20 protein-coding genes are annotated in these 20,860 nt (G+C 72.5%); 9 read left to right on the top strand and 11 right to left on the bottom strand.

Going from position 1 to position 20,860, the window contains the following annotated elements; translation table 11 throughout:
* Window positions 1-25 precede the first annotated feature (25 nt).
* The 4 genes from ADJ73_RS03170 to ADJ73_RS03185 are packed head-to-tail and all read right to left on the bottom strand — an operon-like array spanning window position 26 to window position 3,517.
* Entirely contained in the window at window positions 26-958 is a 933-nt protein-coding gene (locus tag ADJ73_RS03170) for an ABC transporter substrate-binding protein (protein WP_050349224.1), read from the bottom strand.
* A 20-nt stretch (window positions 959-978) separates the two neighbouring features.
* Complete coding sequence (locus ADJ73_RS03175; protein WP_050347063.1) at window positions 979-1,767, bottom strand: ABC transporter permease; 789 nt, start codon at window positions 1,765-1,767, stop codon at window positions 979-981.
* Window positions 1,764-2,411, bottom strand: coding sequence for an ABC transporter permease (locus ADJ73_RS03180; RefSeq protein ID WP_050347064.1), 648 nt, complete (start codon window positions 2,409-2,411; stop codon window positions 1,764-1,766). Before ADJ73_RS03180 ends, ADJ73_RS03175 begins: the two co-directional genes overlap by 4 nt.
* Window positions 2,408-3,517, bottom strand: a complete 1,110-nt coding sequence (locus ADJ73_RS03185) for an ABC transporter ATP-binding protein (RefSeq protein WP_050347065.1) — start codon at window positions 3,515-3,517, stop codon at window positions 2,408-2,410. Before ADJ73_RS03185 ends, ADJ73_RS03180 begins: the two co-directional genes overlap by 4 nt.
* Before the next feature lie 122 nt (window positions 3,518-3,639).
* Here ADJ73_RS03185 and ADJ73_RS03190 point away from each other — a divergent pair, with 122 nt between their 5' ends.
* From ADJ73_RS03190 to ADJ73_RS03205, 4 genes are all read left to right on the top strand, one after another.
* Window positions 3,640-4,242, top strand: a complete 603-nt coding sequence (locus ADJ73_RS03190; protein ID WP_050347066.1) for an HAD family hydrolase — start codon at window positions 3,640-3,642, stop codon at window positions 4,240-4,242.
* Between the two features lie 156 nt (window positions 4,243-4,398).
* Window positions 4,399-5,139: a hypothetical protein gene (locus ADJ73_RS03195; protein ID WP_050347067.1), complete on the top strand. Its 741-nt coding sequence runs from the start codon at window positions 4,399-4,401 to the stop codon at window positions 5,137-5,139.
* Entirely contained in the window at window positions 5,136-5,651 is a 516-nt protein-coding gene (locus ADJ73_RS03200; RefSeq protein ID WP_082176706.1) for a phage holin family protein, read from the top strand. Before ADJ73_RS03195 ends, ADJ73_RS03200 begins: the two co-directional genes overlap by 4 nt.
* Window positions 5,648-6,394 (top strand): DUF3618 domain-containing protein, encoded by a 747-nt coding sequence (locus ADJ73_RS03205; RefSeq protein WP_050347068.1) that lies wholly within the window; start codon window positions 5,648-5,650, stop codon window positions 6,392-6,394. The genes ADJ73_RS03200 and ADJ73_RS03205 overlap by 4 nt, the downstream gene beginning before the upstream one ends.
* 117 nt (window positions 6,395-6,511) lie before the next feature.
* Here ADJ73_RS03205 and ppk2 read toward each other — a convergent pair whose 3' ends face one another.
* The 4 genes from ppk2 to ADJ73_RS03225 all read right to left on the bottom strand — a co-directional run bounded on the left by ppk2 (window position 6,512) and on the right by ADJ73_RS03225 (window position 11,692).
* Complete coding sequence (gene ppk2 / locus ADJ73_RS03210) at window positions 6,512-7,255, bottom strand: polyphosphate kinase 2 (RefSeq protein ID WP_253272704.1); 744 nt, start codon at window positions 7,253-7,255, stop codon at window positions 6,512-6,514.
* Between the two features lie 198 nt (window positions 7,256-7,453).
* Complete coding sequence (locus ADJ73_RS03215; protein WP_050349227.1) at window positions 7,454-7,684, bottom strand: DUF6458 family protein; 231 nt, start codon at window positions 7,682-7,684, stop codon at window positions 7,454-7,456.
* A 114-nt stretch (window positions 7,685-7,798) separates the two neighbouring features.
* Complete coding sequence (locus tag ADJ73_RS03220) at window positions 7,799-9,667, bottom strand: NHL domain-containing thioredoxin family protein (protein ID WP_050347069.1); 1,869 nt, start codon at window positions 9,665-9,667, stop codon at window positions 7,799-7,801.
* 9 nt (window positions 9,668-9,676) lie between these two features.
* Window positions 9,677-11,692: a bifunctional copper resistance protein CopD/cytochrome c oxidase assembly protein gene (locus tag ADJ73_RS03225; RefSeq protein ID WP_082176708.1), complete on the bottom strand. Its 2,016-nt coding sequence runs from the start codon at window positions 11,690-11,692 to the stop codon at window positions 9,677-9,679.
* A 78-nt stretch (window positions 11,693-11,770) separates the two neighbouring features.
* Here ADJ73_RS03225 and ADJ73_RS03230 point away from each other — a divergent pair, with 78 nt between their 5' ends.
* The 5 genes from ADJ73_RS03230 to purU all read left to right on the top strand — a co-directional run bounded on the left by ADJ73_RS03230 (window position 11,771) and on the right by purU (window position 16,839).
* A complete protein-coding gene (locus ADJ73_RS03230) occupies window positions 11,771-12,703 on the top strand; it encodes a maleylpyruvate isomerase family mycothiol-dependent enzyme (RefSeq protein WP_050347070.1) in 933 nt (310 codons plus the stop codon).
* Window positions 12,704-12,797: 94 nt separating this feature from the next.
* Window positions 12,798-13,274 (top strand): MarR family winged helix-turn-helix transcriptional regulator, encoded by a 477-nt coding sequence (locus ADJ73_RS03235; protein ID WP_050347071.1) that lies wholly within the window; start codon window positions 12,798-12,800, stop codon window positions 13,272-13,274.
* A complete protein-coding gene (locus tag ADJ73_RS03240) occupies window positions 13,274-15,148 on the top strand; it encodes an MDR family MFS transporter (protein ID WP_082176709.1) in 1,875 nt (624 codons plus the stop codon). The genes ADJ73_RS03235 and ADJ73_RS03240 overlap by 1 nt, the downstream gene beginning before the upstream one ends.
* A 139-nt stretch (window positions 15,149-15,287) precedes the next feature.
* Window positions 15,288-15,893 (top strand): class I SAM-dependent methyltransferase, encoded by a 606-nt coding sequence (locus tag ADJ73_RS17430; protein ID WP_050347072.1) that lies wholly within the window; start codon window positions 15,288-15,290, stop codon window positions 15,891-15,893.
* Window positions 15,894-15,972: 79 nt separating this feature from the next.
* On the top strand, window positions 15,973-16,839 hold the full coding sequence (gene purU, locus ADJ73_RS03250) for a formyltetrahydrofolate deformylase (protein ID WP_050347073.1): 867 nt from the start codon (window positions 15,973-15,975) through the stop codon (window positions 16,837-16,839).
* A 319-nt stretch (window positions 16,840-17,158) separates the two neighbouring features.
* Here the strand turns inward: purU and ADJ73_RS03255 are convergent, their stop codons facing one another.
* Genes ADJ73_RS03255 through pdhA form a run of 3 tightly spaced genes read right to left on the bottom strand, consistent with a single transcriptional unit; the run spans window position 17,159 to window position 20,849 of the window.
* Window positions 17,159-18,664 carry a dihydrolipoamide acetyltransferase family protein gene (locus ADJ73_RS03255; RefSeq protein WP_050347074.1) on the bottom strand — a complete coding sequence of 502 codons (1,506 nt, stop codon included), beginning with the start codon at window positions 18,662-18,664 and terminating at the stop codon, window positions 17,159-17,161.
* A gap of 22 nt (window positions 18,665-18,686) precedes the next feature.
* A complete protein-coding gene (locus tag ADJ73_RS03260; RefSeq protein ID WP_050347075.1) occupies window positions 18,687-19,667 on the bottom strand; it encodes an alpha-ketoacid dehydrogenase subunit beta in 981 nt (326 codons plus the stop codon).
* Between the two features lie 3 nt (window positions 19,668-19,670).
* Window positions 19,671-20,849 carry a pyruvate dehydrogenase (acetyl-transferring) E1 component subunit alpha gene (gene pdhA, locus ADJ73_RS03265; protein ID WP_050347076.1) on the bottom strand — a complete coding sequence of 393 codons (1,179 nt, stop codon included), beginning with the start codon at window positions 20,847-20,849 and terminating at the stop codon, window positions 19,671-19,673.
* Window positions 20,850-20,860 lie beyond the last annotated feature (11 nt).

Genomic DNA, 20,860 nt, shown 5'->3' on the forward strand with positions numbered 1-20,860 from the left:
GGATGAGGGGACGCGGCGAGCGGGCTCAGCCCAGGGAGTTGGCCTTCAGCCACTCGGTGGCCACGTCCTCGGGCTTCTTGTGGTCGACCGACACCTTGGTCAGCATGTCGGTGAGGCCCTGGGTGTCCAGCTTGGCGGAGACGGCGTTCAGCGCCTCCTTGCCCTTGGCGTCGAGCTTGCCCTTGACGGCGAGGGGCAGGACGTTCTGCGCGGCGAAGAAGTTCTGCGGGTCCTGCAGGACCACGAAGTCGTTGACCTTGATCGCCGGGTCGGTGGTGAAGATGTTGGCGAGGTCCACCTGGCCGTTCTTGAGGCCCTGCACCGCGAGCGGCCCGCCGGCGTCAAGCTTGCGGAAGCCCTTGAACTTCAGGCCGTAGGTCTTCTCGAGGCCGGGGATGCCGTAGGACCGGGACTGCCACTCGGCGGGGCCGCCGATGGTGAGCTGCTCGGCCTTGCCCTTGAGGTCCGCGATGGACGTGACCCCGAGCTCGCCGGCCTTGGCCTTGGTCATCACCACGGCGTCCTTGTCCTCCGCCTTGGCCGGGTCGAGGACCTCGAGGTGCGCCGGCAGGGCGCCCTTGAGCTCGGTGAGGATCGCCTCGGACGTCTGGGCCTTGGCGTCCTTGTTGACGTAGCGGTCCAGGGCGCCGGAGTACTCCGGGATGACGTCGATCGAGCCGTCCTTGAGCGCCGGGATGTACGTCTCCCGGGACCCGATGCCGAGCTTCTTGTCGACCTTGACGCCCTTGGCCGACAGGGCTCCGGCGTAGATCTCGGCCAGCAGCTTGGACTCGGGGAAGTCGGCGGACCCCACGGTGATGCCGCCGCCGCTGCCGGAGGCACCGGAGCCACCGGCGGACGACGAGCTGGTGGCGAGGGGGTCGCTGCCGCCGCCGCACGCGGAGAGCCCGAGCGCGAGGGCGACGCCCGTGGCGATGGTGAGGGTGGTGCGCGTCATGGTGGTCTCCTCCAGGTTGGTCACGCCGCGGGCGCGGTCGTGCGGTCGGGGGTCGAGGACTCGTCGGGCTCGGGGGCGGTGGGGTCGGTGGTCCGTATGCCGCGCCTGCTGCGTCGACCGGGGCGGCCCGCCGCGCCGCTCAGGCCGGGCGAGACGACCAGCCGTTGCGCCGCCGCCAGCAGCAGGTCGACCAGCAGGGCCAGGGCGGCCACGAGGATGCCGCCGCCGGCCATCTGGGCGTAGTCGCGGGCGGCCTGCCCGTCGATGAGGTAGCGCCCGAGGCCCCCGATGCTGACGGTGGCCGCGATGGTGGCGGTCGCGATGACCTGCATCGTCGCCGAGCGCAGGCCGGACATGACCAGCGGCATGGCGCAGGGGATCTCGACCTGGCGCAGCACCTGGCTGCCGGTCATGCCCATCCCTCTGGCCGCGTCGCGCGCGGCCGGGTCGACCTGCTCGATCCCGCTGTAGGCCCCCGCGAGGACGGGGGGGATGGCCAGCACGACGAGGACCAGCACGACGGGCACGAGGAAGGCGGCGTCGCCGTGCAGCCGGGGGCCGAGCAGGATGATCGCGAGGAAGAGCAGCCCCAGGGTGGGGATGGAGCGGGCGCCGTTCAGCAGGTTGACGACGACGATGCGGCCCTTGCCGGTGTGCCCGATCCAGAAGCCGACCGGGATGGCGATCACTGCGGCGAGCAGGACCGTGACCGCGGTGTAGAGGAGGTGCTCGAGCAGCCGGGTGGGGATGCCGGCGGGGCCGGACCAGCTCGCGGGGTCCGACAGCCACTGCAGCAGCGAGGCGATCATGCCGGGGCCCCCGTCCCTCGACGCCAGGGGGTCAGGGCCCGGGCGAACAGGTTGATGACGAGGTCGAAGAGGAAGGCCAGCAGGACGCACGCGACGATCCCCACGACGATCGGGTCCATGAAGGCCGTGGAGAACCCGTCGGTGAAGAGGGTGCCGAGCTGGGGGACGCCGATCAGGGCCGCGACGCTGACGATGGAGACGTTGCTGACCGCGGCGACCCGCAGGCCGCTGGCGATCACCGGGACCGCGAGGGGCAGCTCGACGGTCAGCAGCCGCCGCACCCGGCCGATCCCCATCGCGGTCGCGGCCTGGCGCACGTCGTCCGGGACGGACCCGAGGCCGTCCACGACGGTGCGCACGAGCAGCGCGACGGTGTAGAGGGTCATGGCGACGACGACGTTGGTGGGGTCGAGGATCTGGGTGCCGATGAGCAGCGGCATGAGGATGAAGAGCGCGAGCGACGGGATCGTGTAGAGCAGGCCGGACCCGATGACCAGGGGCTGCCGCAGCCAGCCGAAGCGGGTGGCCAGCCACCCCAGCGGCAGCGCCACGAGCAGCCCGACGACGAGGGGCAGCCCCGCGAGCCACACGTGCTGGCGGACCAGCACGAGCACGTCGGACCAGTTGTCCTGCAGCCAGGTCATGGTCGCGCCTCGGCGTCGGCGGGGGTGCGCTCGATCTCCTCGAGCACCTCGGTCGCCCGCACCGTCCCGACGAAGACGCCGGCGTCGTCGACGATCACGCCCTTGCGCGTCGGCGAGGACAGGGCTGCGTCCAGGGCCCCGCGCAGCGAGCCGGACTCCCGGGCGGTCGTCCCGCCCCGGTGCAGCACGTCGCGGGTGACGGCGTCGCGCACGGCGGCGATCCGGACCCATCCCTGCGGCCGCCGCTCGTCGTCGAGGGCCAGCACCCAGTCCTGGCCCGCGGCCGCCTCCCGCAGGGACGCCAGGCTGTCGCCGAGCCGCACCGTCGCCTCCTCGTGCAGCCGCAGCCGCGGCGCCCGCTGGAAGGCCAGCCCGCGGTAGCCGCGGTCCCGGCCCACGAAGTCGGCCACGAAGTCGTCGTGCGGGTCCCGCAGCAGCCGCTCGGGCGTGTCCAGCTGGGCCAGCGCGCCACCGACGCGCAGCACGGCGATCTGGTCGCCGAGCTTGACCGCCTCGTCGATGTCGTGCGTGACGAAGACGATGGTCTTGCCGAGCTCGCCCTGCAGGCGCAGGAACTCGTCCTGCAGCTGCTCGCGCACCACCGGGTCCACCGCGGAGAAGGGCTCGTCCATGAGCATCACGGGCGGGTCGGCCGCCAGCGCGCGGGCCACCCCGACCCGCTGCTGCTGACCGCCCGACAGCTGCGCGGGATAGCGCTTGGCCAGGGCCGGGTCGAGGCCGACGAGCTCCATGAGCTCCATCGCCCGCGACCGGGCCCGGCCCTTGTCGGTGCCGAGCAGCCGCGGCACCGTCATGACGTTGTCGAGGATCGTGCGGTGCGGGAAGAGGCCGGCGTGCTGGATGACGTAGCCGATGCCCCGCCGCATCTCGTCGGGGTCCATCGACCCGGTGTCCGCGCCGTCGATGCTGATGGTGCCGCTGGTCGGCTCGATCATCCGGTTGATCATGCGCAGGCTCGTGGTCTTGCCGCAGCCGGAGGGGCCGACGAAGACGGTGATCTGGCCGGTCGGAGCCTCGAGCGAGAGGCCGCCCACGGCGGTGGTCCCGTCGGGGTAGGTCTTGGTGACGTCGTCGAACCGGATCATCGGCACTCGCTTCCCTGGGCCGCCAGGACCCTTCGTCGTGGAGAGAGTCCATCACACGCCACCGACACACGTCAGGATGCAACCCCGTTCGTCGGGCTTCGGGTCGGCATACGCTAGGGCCCATGGGCACCGAAGGCCGCCTCCGCGCGGTGCTGCTGGACCTGGACGGCACGCTCGTGGACCACGGGGCGGCGCTGGCGCGCGCGTTCGCGGAGGTGGGGCGCGAGCTCGACGTGGACTTCACCGGCCTGGACCGGGCGGGGGTGCGGCCCGCGCTGCCCGGACGCCACGCGATGGACCACTTCCGGGCCGCCTACGCCCGCGCGATCAGGCCGTATGCCGACGCCCGCCCCGTCGTCGACCAGCTGCTGGAGGCGGGGTTGCGGGTCGGCATCCTCGCCGACGGCGGCGACGAGGACCTGGGGCAGGCGAGCGCGGCCCTGGCTGCCCTCGGGGTCGCCGCCGACCAGGTGACCCTGCTGACGCCCTCGGACTTGCCGGCCGCCCGCCCGGACCCGCGCGCCTACCTCGCCGCCTGCGCCGCGGTCGGCGCGAGCCCGCAGGAGACCGTCGTCGTCGGGGACGACCACGCGCTCGACGTGCGGGGCGCGCTGGACGCGGGCCTCGCCGCGGTCTGGGTCAACCGGCGCGACCGCCGCGACTCCGAGGACGCCCCCACCCTGCCCACCCTCGACGGTCTGCCTGGGCTCCTCGCAACGCTCTGACCTGCGGCGAAACGGTTTGCTGAACGACGCAGGGTTTCATCCCGGCACCGTGGGTATGCACCGGCCACCCACGTGACGCCCTTCCGGCGTCGCCTCGCGCTCCAGCCCCGGGCGCGCCACCAGGCACGACACCGTTCACCCTAAGAGGGGGTTGCCATGTCGAACCAGTCGTTCGATCCGACGGCCACGCGCGACGACACGTCCACCAAGGACGTCGCCGCCGACGAGGCGAAGAACCTTGCCAGCACGGCACAGCAAGGCGGTCAGCAGGTCACCGAGACCGCCAAGGGCGAGGCCCAGGCGCTGGCCTCCGAGGCCAAGGGCCACGCGCAGGACCTGTTCCACCAGGTGCGCTCGGAGACCACCTCCCAGCTCTCCACGCAGCAGCAGCGCCTCGCCGACGCGATGCGCACCGTCTCCGGCGAGCTGGACCAGATGGCGCACGGCGCGCAGACGTCCACCGCGTCCGGCCTCGTGTCGCAGGCGGCCGGGCAGGTCGACAACGTCGCCCGTTGGCTCGAGCAGCGCGAGCCGGCGGACGTGCTCGACGAGGTCCGTCGCTACGCGCGCCGCAACCCCGGCACCTTCCTCGCCGGCGCGGCCCTGCTCGGCCTGATCGGCGGCCGGCTCACGCGCGGTCTGCAGGCGGACTCCGCCCGTGAGGACACCCGCCGCTACCCGGCGCGGCCCGCGGGCTACACCGGCGGCACCGGCTACGTCGAGACCAGCTACCCCCGCCAGGAGCGCACCACCACCGAGGTCTACGACCAGGAGGTCACCCCGGCCGTCGGCACGACCGTCACCGGCACGACCGCGCCCCTCGGCACCGAGACGGGCCACCGCGGCTCGCTGCCGGAGCGCGACGAGCCCTGGGGCTCCGGAGACGTGCGCCGATGAGCACGTACGACGACTCCCACGGCGCCACCGCCGCCGGGGCCGGCCGCGCGGCGCGAGAGCCCGCCACCCATCACGACGTGCGCCCGGCCGAGCCCCTCGAGGGCTCGCACCAGACGTACGAGAAGGGCGAGCTGTCGTCGGTCAGCGCCCTGCTGGGCGACATCGCCAACGACATGACGACCCTGCTGCGCCAGGAGGCCGCCCTGGCCAAGCTCGAGGTGCAGCAGTCCGCCAAGTCGGCCGGCAAGGGCGTCGGCCTCCTCGGCGGGGCCGGGGTGGCGGCGCACTTCGTGCTGCTCTTCCTGTCCGTGGCCCTGTGGTGGGGCCTCGGCTCGCTGATGGACAACCTCACCGTCTCTGCGCTCGTCGTGGCGGTCCTCTGGGCGGTCGTCGCGGCCGTCCTCGCCGCCATGGGACGCAAGGACCTCAAGAACGTCAATGGAGCACCGCGCACCATCGAGACCGCCAAGCAGGTCCCGGATGCGCTCAAGGGAAACGAGAACCGGGCATGAGCTACGACACCAACCCCACCAGCAGCAACGACCCCGAGGTCCTCCGCCGCGAGATCGAACGCACCCGAGGCAACCTCAGCCAGAACGTCAACGCCCTCGGCGAGGCCGTCGACCCCGGCAACGTCGCGCGGCGCCAGGCCGAGAAGGTCCAGGACCGCGTCGTCGGCGCGGGCCGCGGCCTGAAGGAGCGGATCATGGGCTCGGACGACGACGGCTACCGCTACGACGCGGACCGCGGCTACTACGTGTCCGACGACCGTGACGGGCTCGGCCAGCGGCTGAGCGGCGCGGGCGACCGCGTCGGCGACGCCGCGTCCGAGACCGGAGACCGGCTGCGCGACGCCGCGGGCACCGCCCGCAGCAACCTCGAGCAGGCCCCCGCGATGGCTCGTCGGCAGACCCGGGGCAACCCGCTCGCTGCCGGCCTGATCGCGCTCGGCGCCGGCTGGCTCGTCGGCTCGCTGCTGCCGGTCTCCGAGCGGGAGCGTGAGCTGGCCGTCCGCGCCAAGGAGACGGCCCAGGAGAAGGGCCAGCCGCTCGTCGAGGGCGCCAAGTCCATCGCGCAGGAGGCCGCCGACAACCTGAAGGAGCCGCTGCAGGACGCTGCGGCCTCCCTGAAGGACAGCGCCCAGGAGAGCGTGGAGAAGGTCAAGGGCGAGGGCCAGGACGCCGCCGAGACGGTGAAGGCCCAGGCCAAGGACTCCAAGGAGACGGTGCAGGAGCAGCAGCGCTCCGACCGCTGACCTGAGCCCCTCCCGGGGGCGGGGCTGCCCGCCCCTCCCCCTCCCGACATCGTGGACCTTTGTGGTCGTCTCCGGCCACAAAGGTCCACGATCGCGAGAAGGTGGGGGAAAGGGCGGCTACTTCTTCTTGCCCTTCTTCACCAGCGACGCGGCATGGTCGGGGACGTAGCGCTGCTGGTCGCGCGGCGGCCGGACGTAGCCCCGCGCCTTGGGGCGGTCCGGGATCTCCACGGTGGGAGGCTCCAGGCGCAGGTAGGGGATGGAGTCGAGCAGGTGCTTGATGACGTTGAGCCGCGAGCGCTTCTTGTCCTCCGACTCGACCACGAACCACGGGCTGCTCGGGAGATCCGTGTGGGCGAACATCGCGTCCTTCGCCCGGGAGTAGTCCTCCCACCGCGTGATCGACTCGACGTCCATGGGGGACAGCTTCCAGCGGCGCATCGGGTCGCCCAGCCGTGACCGGAAGCGCTTCTCCTGCTCGACGTCGGAGACGCTGAACCAGTACTTCCGCAGCAGGATCCCGTCGTCGAGCAGCATCTGCTCGAAGACCGGCACCTGCCGCAGGAAGCGGGAGTACTCCTCGTCGGTGCAGAAGCCCATCACCCGCTCCACGCCGGCCCGGTTGTACCAGCTGCGGTCGAAGACGACGATCTCCCCGGCGGCGGGCAGGTGCTCGACATACCGCTGGAAGTACCACTGGGTCTTCTGGCGCTCGGTCGGTGCGGGCAGCGCGGCGATCCGCACCGACCGGGGGTTGAGGTACTCCGTGATCCGCTTGATCGCCGAGCCCTTGCCGGCGGCGTCACGGCCCTCGCAGATCACGACGACGCGGTGGCCGGTCTCCTTGACCCACTGCTGCATCGTGACGAGCTCGGCCTGCAGCCGAGCCAGCTCGTCCTCGTAGGCCTGCTTGGGCAGCTTGGGCTGCCGGACGGCCTCGACCTCGGGGCCGGGTCGGCTCCCTCGGGCAGCGGTGGTGGGTCGGTCAGGGGTCTTGGGGCGTGCCATCGCCCCATTGTGCGCGCGGGGTCGCCCTCGCGCACGACGCGGACCGGCCGGTCAGTAGCGGTCGCTCGGGGGCAGGGTCGTGTCGTGGCGCTCGATGACGGCGTCGTGGCGGGTGTGCCGGCGCTGCTGCTGCATGATGAGCGTCAGCACGAGGGACAGCACGCCGGCGCCCATCAGGATGAGGCCGATCATCTCCAGGTCGACGCCCTGGACGGAGTCCTTGACGGCGAACTTGAGGATGGCGCCCACGACAAGCAGGAAGATGCCGAGTCCGGTGCCCATGGTCACTCCGATCATCACGGCCCGGCAGGGGACCGGGCTCACGAGAGGATTACCCAGCGTGAGGACAGATAGGCCTCAACCGGGCGGCGATTCACCCGTTCGGCTTCAGCTGCGTCAGGCCCCACGCAGGTCGAGCCGCAGCTCCCGCGGCGCCTCGTCGGCCAGCACGACGGGGATCCCCCAGTCCTGCTGGTAGAGGTGGCAGGCCGCGTGCTCGGGCACCTCGCCCGTCACGGCGTCACCGTCGCAGGCGGCGGCCCGCACCGACACGTGCAGGATCCCGTCGCCGACGCGTGGGTCCAGCTCGAGCCGTCGGCGCAGCCCCTGCGCGGTGCCCGCCCCCTCCCGCAGCAGCGCCGCCGGCGAGCTGGAGACCATCAGCTGGGTGGGGTCGCCCCACCGCGTGTCGAGCTTCTGCCCGGTCGGCGGGACGAAGTCGACCACGAGGTCCACGGCGCCGGGGGCGAGCGCGGTCCTGGGGCGCCGGGTCGTGTGGCTGAGCCCGCGCACGTCGTCACCCTCCAGCCGTATGCCGAACCGCCCGACCCGGTGGGCCGCTGACTCGACGACGGTGAGGTCGACCACCCCGTCGGCGTCGACCGGCGCAGCCAGCACGTCGCTCGGCTCGGCCAACCCGGTCGCGAGCGTCGACACCCGGTCGCCCTGCGGCTCGTAGCGTCGGATCGCGCCGTTGTAGGTGTCGGCGAGGAGCACGCTGCCGTCGGGGAGGGCCGTGACGCCGAGCGGGTGCTGCAGCAGCGCCTCGGCGGCCGGGCCGTCGACGTGCCCGAAGTCGAAGAGCCCGCGACCCACGACGGTCCGGACGTGCACGCCGCCGTCGATCCCCCGCTCCGGGTCGGCCACCGTCAGCTGACGCAGCGCGGAGGTCTCGGCGTCGGCGACCCACAGGCTCGCCCCGTCGGTCGACACCGCCAGCCCCGACGGCTGGGCGAACCACGCCTCGTCGCCCGCGCCGTCGCGGATCCCCTCGGCCGACGTGCCCGCCAGCACCTGGATGTCGTTGTCCCGCGGGTCTGCCCGCAGGCCGAGCGCCCACAGCTGGTGGGTGCCGGCCATCGCGACGACGAGCCGGTCCTGCCACCACGCGAGGTCCCACGGCGTCGACAGGTCCTGGTCGAGGGCCGGGCCGCCGCCGCCGCGCTCGCGCAGCTGCGACCCGGTGCCGGCGAGGGTCACCCATCGCCCCGAGCCCAGGTGGAGCCCGCGCACCCGGTGGCCGACGCTGTCGGCGACCACGACGTCGACCCCCACGCGGGCGGCCACGTCGGGAGGCAGCAGCGCGAGGCCCTGCGGCTCCTGCAGCGCCGGGTCGGCCGCCCAGCGTCCCGTCTCGGTCTCGAGGTCGGGTGCCAGCCGGACCAGCTCGTGGTGGGCCGTGTCGCTGACCAGGACGCTGCCGTCACCCAGCTCCACCGCCTTGCCCGGGAAGCGCAGCCGGGTGGCCGGCGGCGGCGGGGCGACATACGGGCCGTCACCGCGGCGCAGGGTGCCCTTGGCCTCGTGCTCGGCGATCAGCTCGCGGGCCAGCACCCCGAGCCCGTGCGCGTGCCCCTCCCCGGACATGCTGGCCACGATGTAGCCCTCGGGGTCGACGACGACCAGCGTCGGCCAGGCCCGCGCGGTGTAGGCCTGCCACGTGACGAGCTCCGGGTCGTCCAGGACGGGGTGGTGGACGGCGTAGCGCTCCACGGCGGCGGCGAGGGCGTCCGGGTCGGCCTCGTGCACGAACTTCGGGGAGTGGACCCCCACGATCACCAGCGCGTCGGCGAGCTCCTCCTCCAGCGGCCGCAGCTCGTCGAGGACGTGCAGGCAGTTGACGCAGCAGAAGGTCCAGAAGTCGAGTACGACCACCCGGCCGCGCAGGTCGGCGAGGGTCAGGTCACGGCCGCCGGTGTTGAGCCAGCCGCGGCCACGCAGCTCGGGGGCGCGCAGCCGGGATCGGCGGGCGGGGGTGTCGGTCATGCCGTCACGCTACGACGTCGGGTGCTGGTCGCGGCGCGCCATCGTGGCGAGGCGCTCGTTGTAGGCCCGCAGCTCGGCGTCCTCGTCGCGGGTCGCCTCCCGGTCGTACCTCCGGGTCTCGCGGGCGTCCGAGCGCACCCAGTCCGCCACCACCAGCAGCGCGAGCACCATGGTCGGGAACTCCCCTACGCCCCAGGCGATCCCGCCACCGTCCTGCTGGTCCTGCAGCAGGTCCCAGCCCCACGGCAGCTGCAGCGAGCGGTAGTAGTCGGGCGCGAGCAGATCCCCGCCGGACATGATCGCGATCCCGAACCACGCGTGGAAGCCCAGCGTCGCGAGGAGCAGCACGAGCCGCATCGGCGCCGGCCACTTGCGCGGCCCGGGGTCGATGCCGATCAGCACCCACGCGAAGCCGTAGCCGGCCAGGACGAAGTGGACGACCATCAGCACGTGCCCGGTGTGGGTGCGCAGCGCGAGCTCGAAGAGGGGCGAGTAGTAGAAGAGGATCAAGCTGCCGAAGAAGTTGACCGCCGCCACGACCGGGCTCGCCATGAAGCCCACCCACCGGGAGTGCAGGCAGGCGAGCAGGAGCTCCCGCAGCCCGAACGAGCCGTCCCGTCGCGGCCGCAGCACCCGCAGCGCCAGCGTCGACGGTGCCGCGAGCACCAGGAACATCGGCACCGCCATAGACAGGGCCATGTGCATCGACATGTGCCACGAGAAGGACACCTTGCCGTAGACGCCGGGGGCGCCCTGCGTCGTGTGCAGGAAGATCGCGTGCCCGACCAGCCAGCAGACCGTCCGCACCAGCGGCCACCGGTCGCCGCGGCGTCGCAGCACGCGCACGCCGTGCAGGTAGAGCCCGACGGCGATCAGCGACAGCGACAGCCAGAGCCAGTCCACGCGCCAGGTCGTCAGCCAGGACCAGCTCTGCGGCTCGGCCGGTGCCGGGTAGCCGGTCAGCGACTCCACCGGGCTGAGCCCGGGCCGCAGCTGGGGCACCGGCGGCGCGGAGCGGGACAGCGCCACGCCCAGCCCGATCGCGAGCCCCATGACGGCCGTCTCGATAGCCGCGAACCTCGCGAACCCGCCGGCCAGGGTGGGGTTCGCGCGCAGGCGCGCGACATACGCCCGTCGTTGCCGCAGACCGATCAGGGCGAGCGCAACGATGGCGGCCACCTTGAGCGCGAGGATCAGGCCGTATGCCGTGACCAGCCCGCTCGGCGACCCGACCCGGATCGCGGCGTTGAGCACGCCCGACGCGGCGACGAAGGCGATGGACCAGGTGGCCACGGTGGAGTACCGCGCGACGGTGGTGGCGAGCGCCGCGCCGTCCAGCAGCGGCCGCAGCATGAGGATGCCGACGAGGCCGCCGAGCCACAGCACCGCCCCGAGCAGGTGGTACTGCAGCGAGGTGACCGCGGTGTCGTGGGCCGTGGCGCCTGCCGCGTGGCCGGCCAGCCCGAGCGGGAAGAGCGCGACCAGGCCGAGCACGAGCATCCACACGAGGGCGTAGCGGCTGCGGCCCACCGCGGCGCCGATGGTCACGACCATGCCCAGCAGCGCGGAGATGACCATGGCCCGGATCGCGTCGAAGCTCATGGCGAAGGCGCCGAACTGGTCGCCGAACCGCGGATCCACCGGCGACATCCCCGCCGCGTCGGCGAAGGTCAGCACCACCCCGACCAGGCCCGCCACGACCCACACCATCCCGGTGGCGCTGGCGGCGCGGGCCGCCGCGACCCGCCGCGTGCCGTCGCGGTCGTCCGGGACCAGCATCGTCCCGACGAGCAGCAGCCCCACCGTCGTCGTCAGCGCGATGTCGTGGACCACCCGGACCACCGGCAGGCTCCACCGGACCAGGGCCCCCGCGTCGTCGATGCCCGGCGCGATCGCCGCGAACGCGCCCCCGACCAGGCCGGCCAGCACCGCCGCCACGAGGGCGGTGACCAGCGGGACGACCGGGACGGCCGAGCGGGGGTGCGGGGTCGAGGTCGGGCGGGCCGGGCGGGTGGTGCTGGTCACCGCACCAGCCTAGGCCCCGCCGGGACGTCATCGACGCGCAGGGACGCAGCGTGCGGTCCCCGTCGTTAGGGTGTTGGCATGCCCATCCACCCGGCACCGCCCACAGACCTGCCCGGCCTCGTCGCGGCCTTCACGCACACCGTCCAGGCCGTGATCGACCTGGGTCACCGGCTCCACGACGACCAGTGGGACCTGCCCACCGACTGCCCCGGCTGGACGATCAAGGACCACGTCGCCCACGTGGCCGCGGTGGAGGCCCACCTCGAGGGGATCGACGACGTGCCCGACCCGTGGGGCGACGGCGAGCCGCCGGCGCACGTGCGGCACGACTTCGGCCGGTGGATGGAGCGGGGCGTGGAGGCCCGGCGGGGACGCTCCGGCATGGACCTGGTGCGCGAGCTGGAGTACCTCCTCGCCCGCCGCACCGCGACCCTCGGCAGCCCCGGCCTCGAGCTCGACTCCATCGTCCCCGGCGTCGACGCCCCCGGGGCCGGCGGGCCCGCGGTGCCTGCCGGGGACCTGCTGCGGATCCGGTGCATGGACGTCTGGGTGCACGAGCAGGACATCCGCGCCGCCATCGACGCCCCGGGGGACCTCGACTCCTCGGCGGCGGCGGTCTTCGTGGCCGCGGCGGTCCGAGCCGTCCCCGCCCGCATCGCCCGCAAGGCCGAGGTCCCGGTGGGCGACACCGTGATCCTGGAGCTCACCGGTCCCGTCACCGCTCGCATCGGGGTGCGTGTCGAGGCCGGCACCGGGGACGACCCGCGACCCGTGGGCACGGTGCTCTTCGGCGGCGAGGCCGACGCCGAGGCGAGCGGCGGCGCCAACACCACGACCACGATGCGCGCCATCGACCCCAACACCCAGATCACCACCATCAAGCTGTCGACCAGTGCGTTCGAGCGGCTGGCGGCCGGCCGTCGCTCCCCCGACGCCGTCACCTACTCGGTGGCCGGCGGGGACCAGGACGTGGCCCGGCGGGTGCTCGGGACGCTGGCCTTCATCCCCTGACGCGGGGGTCGGCGAGGCGGACGGGGCGCCATACGCAACCGTCCGGACATCCGAAGTTGCACGTTCAAACAAAACAGTTGTATGCTGCAACCAAATGACTGACTCGCGCACCCCCCAGGAGTCGATCACCGCCCTCGCCGCCGCGATCAGCGGCGTCATCCGTGGCGGCTTCCTGGTCAAGCACCACGCACCCCCCACCGTCCCCGGTCTCGACCACGGCGCGCTGCCCGTGCTCTTCACCGTCCACGAGCAGCAGCGACGCGTCTCCGACATCGCCGCCGCCTGCCACACCGACGTCTCGACCACCAGCAGATACGTCACCGCGCTGACCCGGCTCGGTCTGGTCAGCAAGGCCCCCGACGAGCAGGACCGGCGAGCGTTCGTCATCACCGTCACCGACGAGGGCCGCCAGACCGTCGAGACGCTGCGCCGGCAGCGCGCCGAGCTCTTCGCCCAGATCCTGCACGACTGGGACCAGGCCGACCTCGACCAGCTGACCGCCGACCTCGAGCGCCTCGTCACCAGCGTCGACACCTACCTCCGCAACCACCGCACCACCAAGGGAGCCTGATGTCCACCGCCACCCCCGCCGCAGCCTCGCGGCCCGACGGCGAGCTGTCCCACCGGCAGATCGTCACCATCATCCTCGGCCTCATGGCCGGCATGTTCCTCGCCGCCCTCGACCAGAACGTCGTCGGCACCGCCATCAAGACCATCGCCGACGACCTGTCCGGCCTGGACCAGCAGGTCTGGGTCACCACGGCCTACCTGATCACGTCGACGATCTCCACGCCGATCTACGGCAAGCTCTCCGACATCTACGGCCGCAAGCGGTTCTACCTGGCCGCCATCGCCATCTTCGTGGCGGGCTCGCTGCTGTGCACCCTGGCGCAGTCGATGTACCAGCTCGCCGCCTACCGCGCGGTCCAGGGCCTCGGCGCCGGCGGTCTCATGTCGCTGGCGCTCGCCATCATCGGCGACGTCGTGCCGCCCCGGGAGCGCGCGAAGTACCAGGGCTACTTCCTCGCGGTCTTCGGCACCTCCAGCGTGATCGGCCCGGTCCTCGGCGGCTTCTTCGCCGAGCGCAGCTCCATCCTCGGCCTGTCGGGCTGGCGCTGGATCTTCTTCATGAACGTCCCGATCGGCCTGGTCGCCTTCGCCGCCGTCATGGCGACGCTGCACCTGTCGCACACCCCCCGCAAGGCCCGCATCGACTGGGCTGGCGCCACCACCATCGCCATCGGGCTCGTGCCGCTGCTGCTGGTCGCCGAGCAGGGCCGCACCTGGGGCTGGACGTCCGCCGCGTCGCTAGCCTGCTTCGCGATCGGCCTGGCCGGGCTGGCCGCATTCGTCTGGGCCGAGCACCGCGCCGGCGACGACGCGCTGATCCCGCTGCGGATCTTCCGCAACCGCACCATCGTCATCTCCCTCACCGGCGGCTTCGTCATCGGCGCGGGGATGTTCGGCGGCATGATGTCGATCCCGCTCTACCTGCAGATCGTGCACGGGTCGTCGCCGATGATGTCCGGCTTCCAGATGCTCCCGATGGTGCTCGGCATGATGATCGCCTCGATCGTCTCCGGCCAGCTCATGAGCAGGACCGGACGCATCAAGATCTTCCCCCTGATCGGCGTCGTGCTGATGACCCTGGTCCTGATCGCCCTGTCGCGAATCACCGCCGACACCGACCTGCGCTGGGTCATGACGCTGATGTTCTTCTTCGGCCTCGGGCTCGGCAACACGATGCAGCCGCTGACGCTCGCCGTGCAGGCCGCCGTGGAGCCGCGCGAGATGGGCATGGCCACCTCCTCGGCCACCTTCTTCCGCCAGATCGGTGGCACGCTCGGCGTCGCGATCTTCCTGTCGGTGCTGTTCAACTCCCTCGGCGACAGCATCAAGGACGCCTTCGCCAGCGCGACCAAGGACCCCGCCTTCGTCGCGGCGCTGCGCGACCCCGCCGTGTCCGCCTACTCCCCGGAGTCGGCCGGACTCGTCAAGGCGATGGCCGCGGGCCAAGGCATGGGCTCGCTCGGCAACGTCGGCAGCGACTCCTCGGTCATCAACAAGCTGCACCCCACCCTGGCTCACCCCATCAAGGCCGGGTTCGCGACGTCCATGGACCACGTCTTCCTGCTCGGTGCGATCGTCTGCGGCATCGGGGTGCTCGTCCTCGCGTTCCTGCCCAACCTGGTGCTGTCCAACCAGTCGGCCCGCGCCGCGATGGCAGCCCAGGAGGCCAAGGCCGCGATCACGCTCGACCCGGTCGACGCCGACGCCAACGAGTCCGACAAGCGGCTGCACGACTCCCTCGAGAAGTTCCTGCTCGACGCCGCGGCCTTCGAGACGGGTGGCCACACCTTCGACGAGCTGCAGGACACCTGGGACCACCTCGACCCGGACCGCCGGGGGCGCCACCGCCCCTCGGACCCGCGGACCCGCGTCTGACCGCGGATGCGCGTCTGACCGCGGATGCGCGTCTCACGGCAGACCCGCGTCTGACCGCAGACCGACGTCTGACCGCAGACCGACGTCTGACCGCGGACCGACGTCTGACCGCGGACCGGGCCTGGCTACCGTGTGCGCCATGAGCGAGACACGGCAGCGCCCCGGAGACGACCCGCACGCGGAGGCCACCCTGGTGGCCTCGTTGCTGCCGGAGGGCGGCCGGGTGCTCGACGCGGGGTGCGGCGAGGGGCGGGTGGCGCTGCGGCTGCACGAGCTCGGGCACCCCGTAGTCGGCGTCGACGCGGACCTGTCGCGGCTGCGGGTCGCCGCCGAAGCCAACCCGCGGATCCCGTTCTGGCTCAGCGACCTCGCCGACCTCGACATCCCGCAGGGCATCATCGGCGGGGGCTTCGACGTCATCGTGATGGCGGGCGACGTGGTCCCACACCTCGCGCCCGGGACGCTGCCCCAGGTCCTGCAGCACCTCGCGGGCTGCCTGAGCCCCGCGGGCACCCTCGTCGCCGGCTTCGGGCTCGACCCGCAGCACCTCGCCGCCGACGTCGCGCCGGTCTCCCTGGCGGACTATGACGCCGCGTGCGCCGCAGCGGGCCTCCAGCTCGCCGACCGGTACGCCACGTGGGCCGGCGACGCCTGGGCGGGAGGCGGTTACGCGGTCAGCCTCCACCGCCGCGCCCCCGCCCGCCGGGACCCGCTGTCCCGACTGCGGACGCTGCTGCACCGCTGACCTCGCGACCGGCACAGTGGGTGGCTGCCGCCCCGACGCAGCGTCGACCACCGAGCCCTCGACCCCGCAGGAGACCCCCGTGACCACGGCGACCACCGACCCGTCATACGTCCTGACCCTCACGAGCCGACCCGACCGGGTGGGCATCGTGCACGCGGTCAGCGGATTCCTGGTCGAGCACGGCTGCACCATCGAGGAGTCCAGCCAGTTCGGGGACACCGAGGACGACGCCTTCTTCATGCGGGTGCAGTTCCGGGGGCCGGTGCCCGACCTGGCGCGGCTGCGCGAGGAGTTCCGGTGGGTGGCGGGGCGGTTCGGCATGAGCTTCGACCTGCACGAGGCGGCCGTGCCGACCCGGGCGCTGCTCATGGTCAGCAGGTTCGGGCACTGCCTCAACGACCTGCTCTTCCGCGCGCGGCAGGGCGCCCTCAACATCGAGATCCCTGCCGTGGTGTCCAACCACGAGGACTTCCGCGCACTCGTCGAGGGCTACGGGATCCCCTTCCACCACGTCCCCGTCACCCGCGAGACCAAGCCTGAGGCCGAGGCGCGGCTGCTCGAGCTGGTCGAGGAGCTGGACGTCGAGCTGGTGGTGCTCGCGCGCTACATGCAGGTGCTCTCCGACGACCTGTGCCGCGCGCTGGACGGGCGGGCCATCAACATCCACCACTCGTTCCTGCCGAGCTTCAAGGGCGCCAAGCCTTACCACCAGGCGCACGCGCGCGGCGTGAAGCTGATCGGCGCGACGGCCCACTACGTCACCGCCGACCTCGACGAGGGGCCGATCATCGAGCAGGACGTCGCCCGCGTCGACCACTGGGCCGCGCCGGACCGCATGGTCGCGATCGGCCGGGACGTCGAGACGCAGGTGCTGGCCCGGGCCGTGGAGTGGCACGCGGAGCACCGGATCATCCGGGACGGCCACCGCACCATCGTCTTCCGCTGAGCCGCAGCGCTCTGGCTGCGGTCCCGCGGTCGCCGTCTCGCCCTCCGTCCCCCGTCTGGACCTGCATCCCCCGTCTTGACATGCAGCCCCCGTCTCCGGCTGCAGCCCCAGACGGAAGCTGGCCGCCGAGACGGGGAACGGCCACCGAGACCGGAAACGGCCACCGAGACCGGGAACGGCAGGCGACACGGGGAACGGCCGCCGGCCATCCGCCCGGCCACCGGTCGTCAGGCCCGGGCCGCACCCCGAGTCGCCGACGGACACGAGCGGGGTCGGCGCCCACGCGCCGACCCCGCCCCCGTCATACGGCCAGGACGGCTCAGCCCCAGACCAGCCCCCGGGCGGGGTCCGCGAGCACCGCCGCCACGTCGGCCAGGAACCGCGAGCCCAGCTCGCCGTCGATCAGCCGGTGGTCGAAGGACAGCGCGAGCTGCGTGACCCACCGCGGCACGATCTCCTCGGACCCGTCAGCTCCGGTCACGACCCACGGCTGACGACGCACCGCGCCGAAGGCCAGGATCGCCGACTCGCCGGGGTTGATGATCGGCGTGCCCGTGTCGACGCCGAAGACCCCGACGTTGGTGATCGTGATCGTGCCGCCCGACATGTCGGCCGGCTGGGTGCGCCCGGCTCGCGCCGTCTCGACCAGCCCGCCCATCGCCTGCGCCAGCTCGAGCATCGTCATCCGGTCGGCGTCCTTGATGTTGGGGACGATCAGCCCGCGCGGGGTCGCGGCGGCGATCCCGAGGTTGACGTAGTTCTTCTGCACGATCTCCTGCGCGGCCTCGTCCCAGGTCGCGTTGACGCCCGGGTTGCGCCGGATCGCCACGACGAGGGCCTTGGCGACGACGAGCAGCGGCGAGACGCGGACGTCCTTGAACTCCTTGTCGCGCTTCAGCCGCTCGACCAGCGCCATCATCTCGGTCACGTCGATCGTGATGAACTCGGTGACGTGCGGCGCCGTGAACGCCGACCCGACCATCGCCTGGGCGGTCATCTTGCGCACGCCCTTGATCGGGATGCGCACCTCCCGCTCACCACCCGTGCCGTATGCCGCCGCGCCCGCTGCCCGGCCCTGCTGCGGCTCGGGCGCGCCCGCGCCCTGGCCCCCGCCGGCCAGGAAGGCGTCCACGTCGGCGCGGGTGACGATCCCGCCGTCGCCGGTGCCGGTGACGGCGGCCAGGTCGACGCCCTGGTCCTTGGCGTACTTGCGGACCGGGGGCTTGGCGAGGGCCTTGCCCGGCCGGGTCCCGGCGCCGTCGGAGACGTCGACGTCGACGCCGTGGGGGTCCACCACGGTCGGGTGGGTCATCTCGGTGACGGCGGCGACGGTGGCGAGGCCACCCCAGGTCTCGGGGTTCTTGGTCTCGCTGGGGGTGGGCAGCGGGCCGCGCTGGTGCTTGCGGGGCCGCCGCTTGGCGTCGGTCACCTTGGGGCCGTATCCGACGAGCACCGACACGCGCTCCTCGGTGGCGCCGGCGCCGCTCGCGTCGTCGCCGCCCGCTGCGGAGGCCTCGTTGAGCTGGGCCTGGGCCGCGGCAGCAGACGCGTCGTCGGGCTGCGCGGGGGCGTCCCCGCCGCCGGTGCCGTCGTCGATGGCGATGATCGGGGTGCCGACGTCGACGGTCGCGCCCTCGGGGGTGAGGATCTGGGCGACGGTGCCGGCCCACGGGATCGGCAGCTCGACGAGCGACTTGGCGGTCTCGATCTCGACGACGATGTCGTTGACCTTGACGGCGTCGCCCTCCTTGACCTTCCAGGTCACGATCTCCGCCTCGAGCAGGCCCTCGCCCGGGTCCGGCAGGTTGAACTTCTTGATGGCCATGACAGGTGCGGTCCTCTCGGGGTCAGTAGGCCAGCGCGCGGTCGACGCCGTCGAGCACGCGGTCGAGGTCGGGCAGGTAGTGGTCCTCGTATTTGCTCGGCGGGTAGGGCAGGTAATAGCCCGCGACCCGCTGCACCGGAGCCTCGAGGTGGTAGAAGCTGCGCTGCTGCACCTGGGCGGCGATCTCGGCGCCGAGCCCGAGGAAGGACGCAGCCTCGTGCACCACGACGAGGCGGCCGGTGCGCTCGACCGACGCGCACACGGTGTCGATGTCCAGCGGGCTGACCGACCGCAGGTCGATCACCTCGATGGAGGTGCCCTCCTCCGCGGCGGCCGCGGCGGCCTGGATGCAGGTCTTGACCATCGGCCCGTAGCACGCGACGGTGACGTCGGTGCCGGCCACGATCACGTTGGCGCCGTAGAGCCCTCGCGGCGCGGACGGCGCCTCGAGGTCGACCTCACCCTTCTCGTGGTACCGGCGCTTGGGCTCGTAGAAGATCACCGGGTCGTCGGACTCGATGGCCTGCTGGATGCCCCAGTAGGCGTCCTCGGGGTTGGACACGAAGACGGTGCGCAGCCCCGCCGTGTGGGCGAAGTAGGCCTCGTTGGACTCGCTGTGGTGCTCGACCGCGCCGATGCCGCCACCCATGGGGATGCGGATCACCATGGGCAGCCGCAGCTTGCCGCGCGAGCGGTAGTGCATCTTGGAGACCTGCGACACGATCTGGTCGAACGCCGGGTACACGAAGCCGTCGAACTGGATCTCCGCGACGGGGCGGTACCCCCGCAGCGCCATACCGACGCTGGTCCCGATGATCCCGGACTCGGCGAGCGCGGAGTCCATGACCCGGTGCTCCCCGAAGTCCTTCTGCAGGTGCTCGGTGATCCGGAAGACGCCGCCGAGCTTGCCGACGTCCTCGCCGCACAGCACGACCTTGGGGTCGCGCTCCATGGCGGCGCGCAGGCCGGCGTTGATGGCCTTGGCGATGGTGAGCTTGGTCATCGCTCAGTTCTCCTCGAAGCTCGCGGCGTAGGCAGCGAACTCCGCGCGCTGCTCCTCGACCAGGGGGAACTCGTCCACGTAGAGGTGGTCGAACATCCCGTGCGGGTCCGGGTCGGGCATCCCCACCGTGCCGGTGCGGATCTCCTCGGCGATGGCGTCGGCCTCGGCGTCCACGGCCTCGAAGAACGCCTGGTCGGCCTTGCCGGTGCGGGTCAGGTAGGCGCGCAGCCGCTGGATCGGGTCGCGGTGCTTCCACACCTCGACCTCGGCGTCGACGCGGTACTTCGTGGGGTCGTCGGACGTGGTGTGCGCGGCCATGCGGTAGGTGTAGGCCTCGATCAGCGAGGGGCCCTGCCCGTCGCGGGCGCGGTCCAGCATCGCCTTGGAGACCGCGTATGACGCCAGCACGTCGTTGCCGTCGACCCGCAGGCCGGGGAAACCGAAGCCGTTGGCGCGGTGGTGCAGCGGGCCGCGGGTCTGCCGCTCGTTGGGCTCGGAGATAGCCCACTGGTTGTTCTGGCAGAAGAAGACGATGGGGGCGTTGTTGACGCCGGCGAAGACGAAGGACTCGTTGACGTCGCCCTGGGCGGTCGCCCCGTCGCCGAAGAAGGCCACGACGGCGGCGTCGCGGTCCGGGTCGCCGGTGCCGACGGCGCCGTCGAGGGTGATCCCCATGGCGTAGCCCGTGCCCATGAGCACCTGGTTGCCGATGACGATGGTGTAGAGGTGCATCCCGACCTCGCGGGGGTCCCAGCCGCCCTGGTCGACGCCGCGGAACTGCGACATCACCTGCAACGGCTTGATCCCGCGGCACCAGCCCACGCCGTGCTCGCGGTACCCGGGGAAGGCGTGGTCCTGCTTGCGCATGGCCCGCCCGACGCCGATCTGGGCGGCCTCCTGACCGAGCAGCGAGACCCACAGCCCGAGCTGGCCCTGGCGCTGCAGCGCGGTGCCCTCGGTGTCCACGCGGCGGATCAGCAGCATGTCGCGGTAGAACCCGCGCAGGTCCTCGTCGGTGAGGTGCTCGACGTAGCGGGAGTACTCCGGGTGGTCGACGCGCTCACCCTCGGGTGTCAGCAGCTGGATCATCTCCGGGCCGCCGTAGGCGTCGTTGCGGGCGGGGGTCCGGTCCTGCCGGGGACGGGGCTCGCCATCTCCCGGGGCGACGACGGGGTCGCTCATGTCAGATCTCC

Origin of the sequence: Arsenicicoccus sp. oral taxon 190 (genome assembly GCF_001189535.1) — a bacterium.
Classification (GTDB): domain Bacteria; phylum Actinomycetota; class Actinomycetes; order Actinomycetales; family Dermatophilaceae; genus Arsenicicoccus.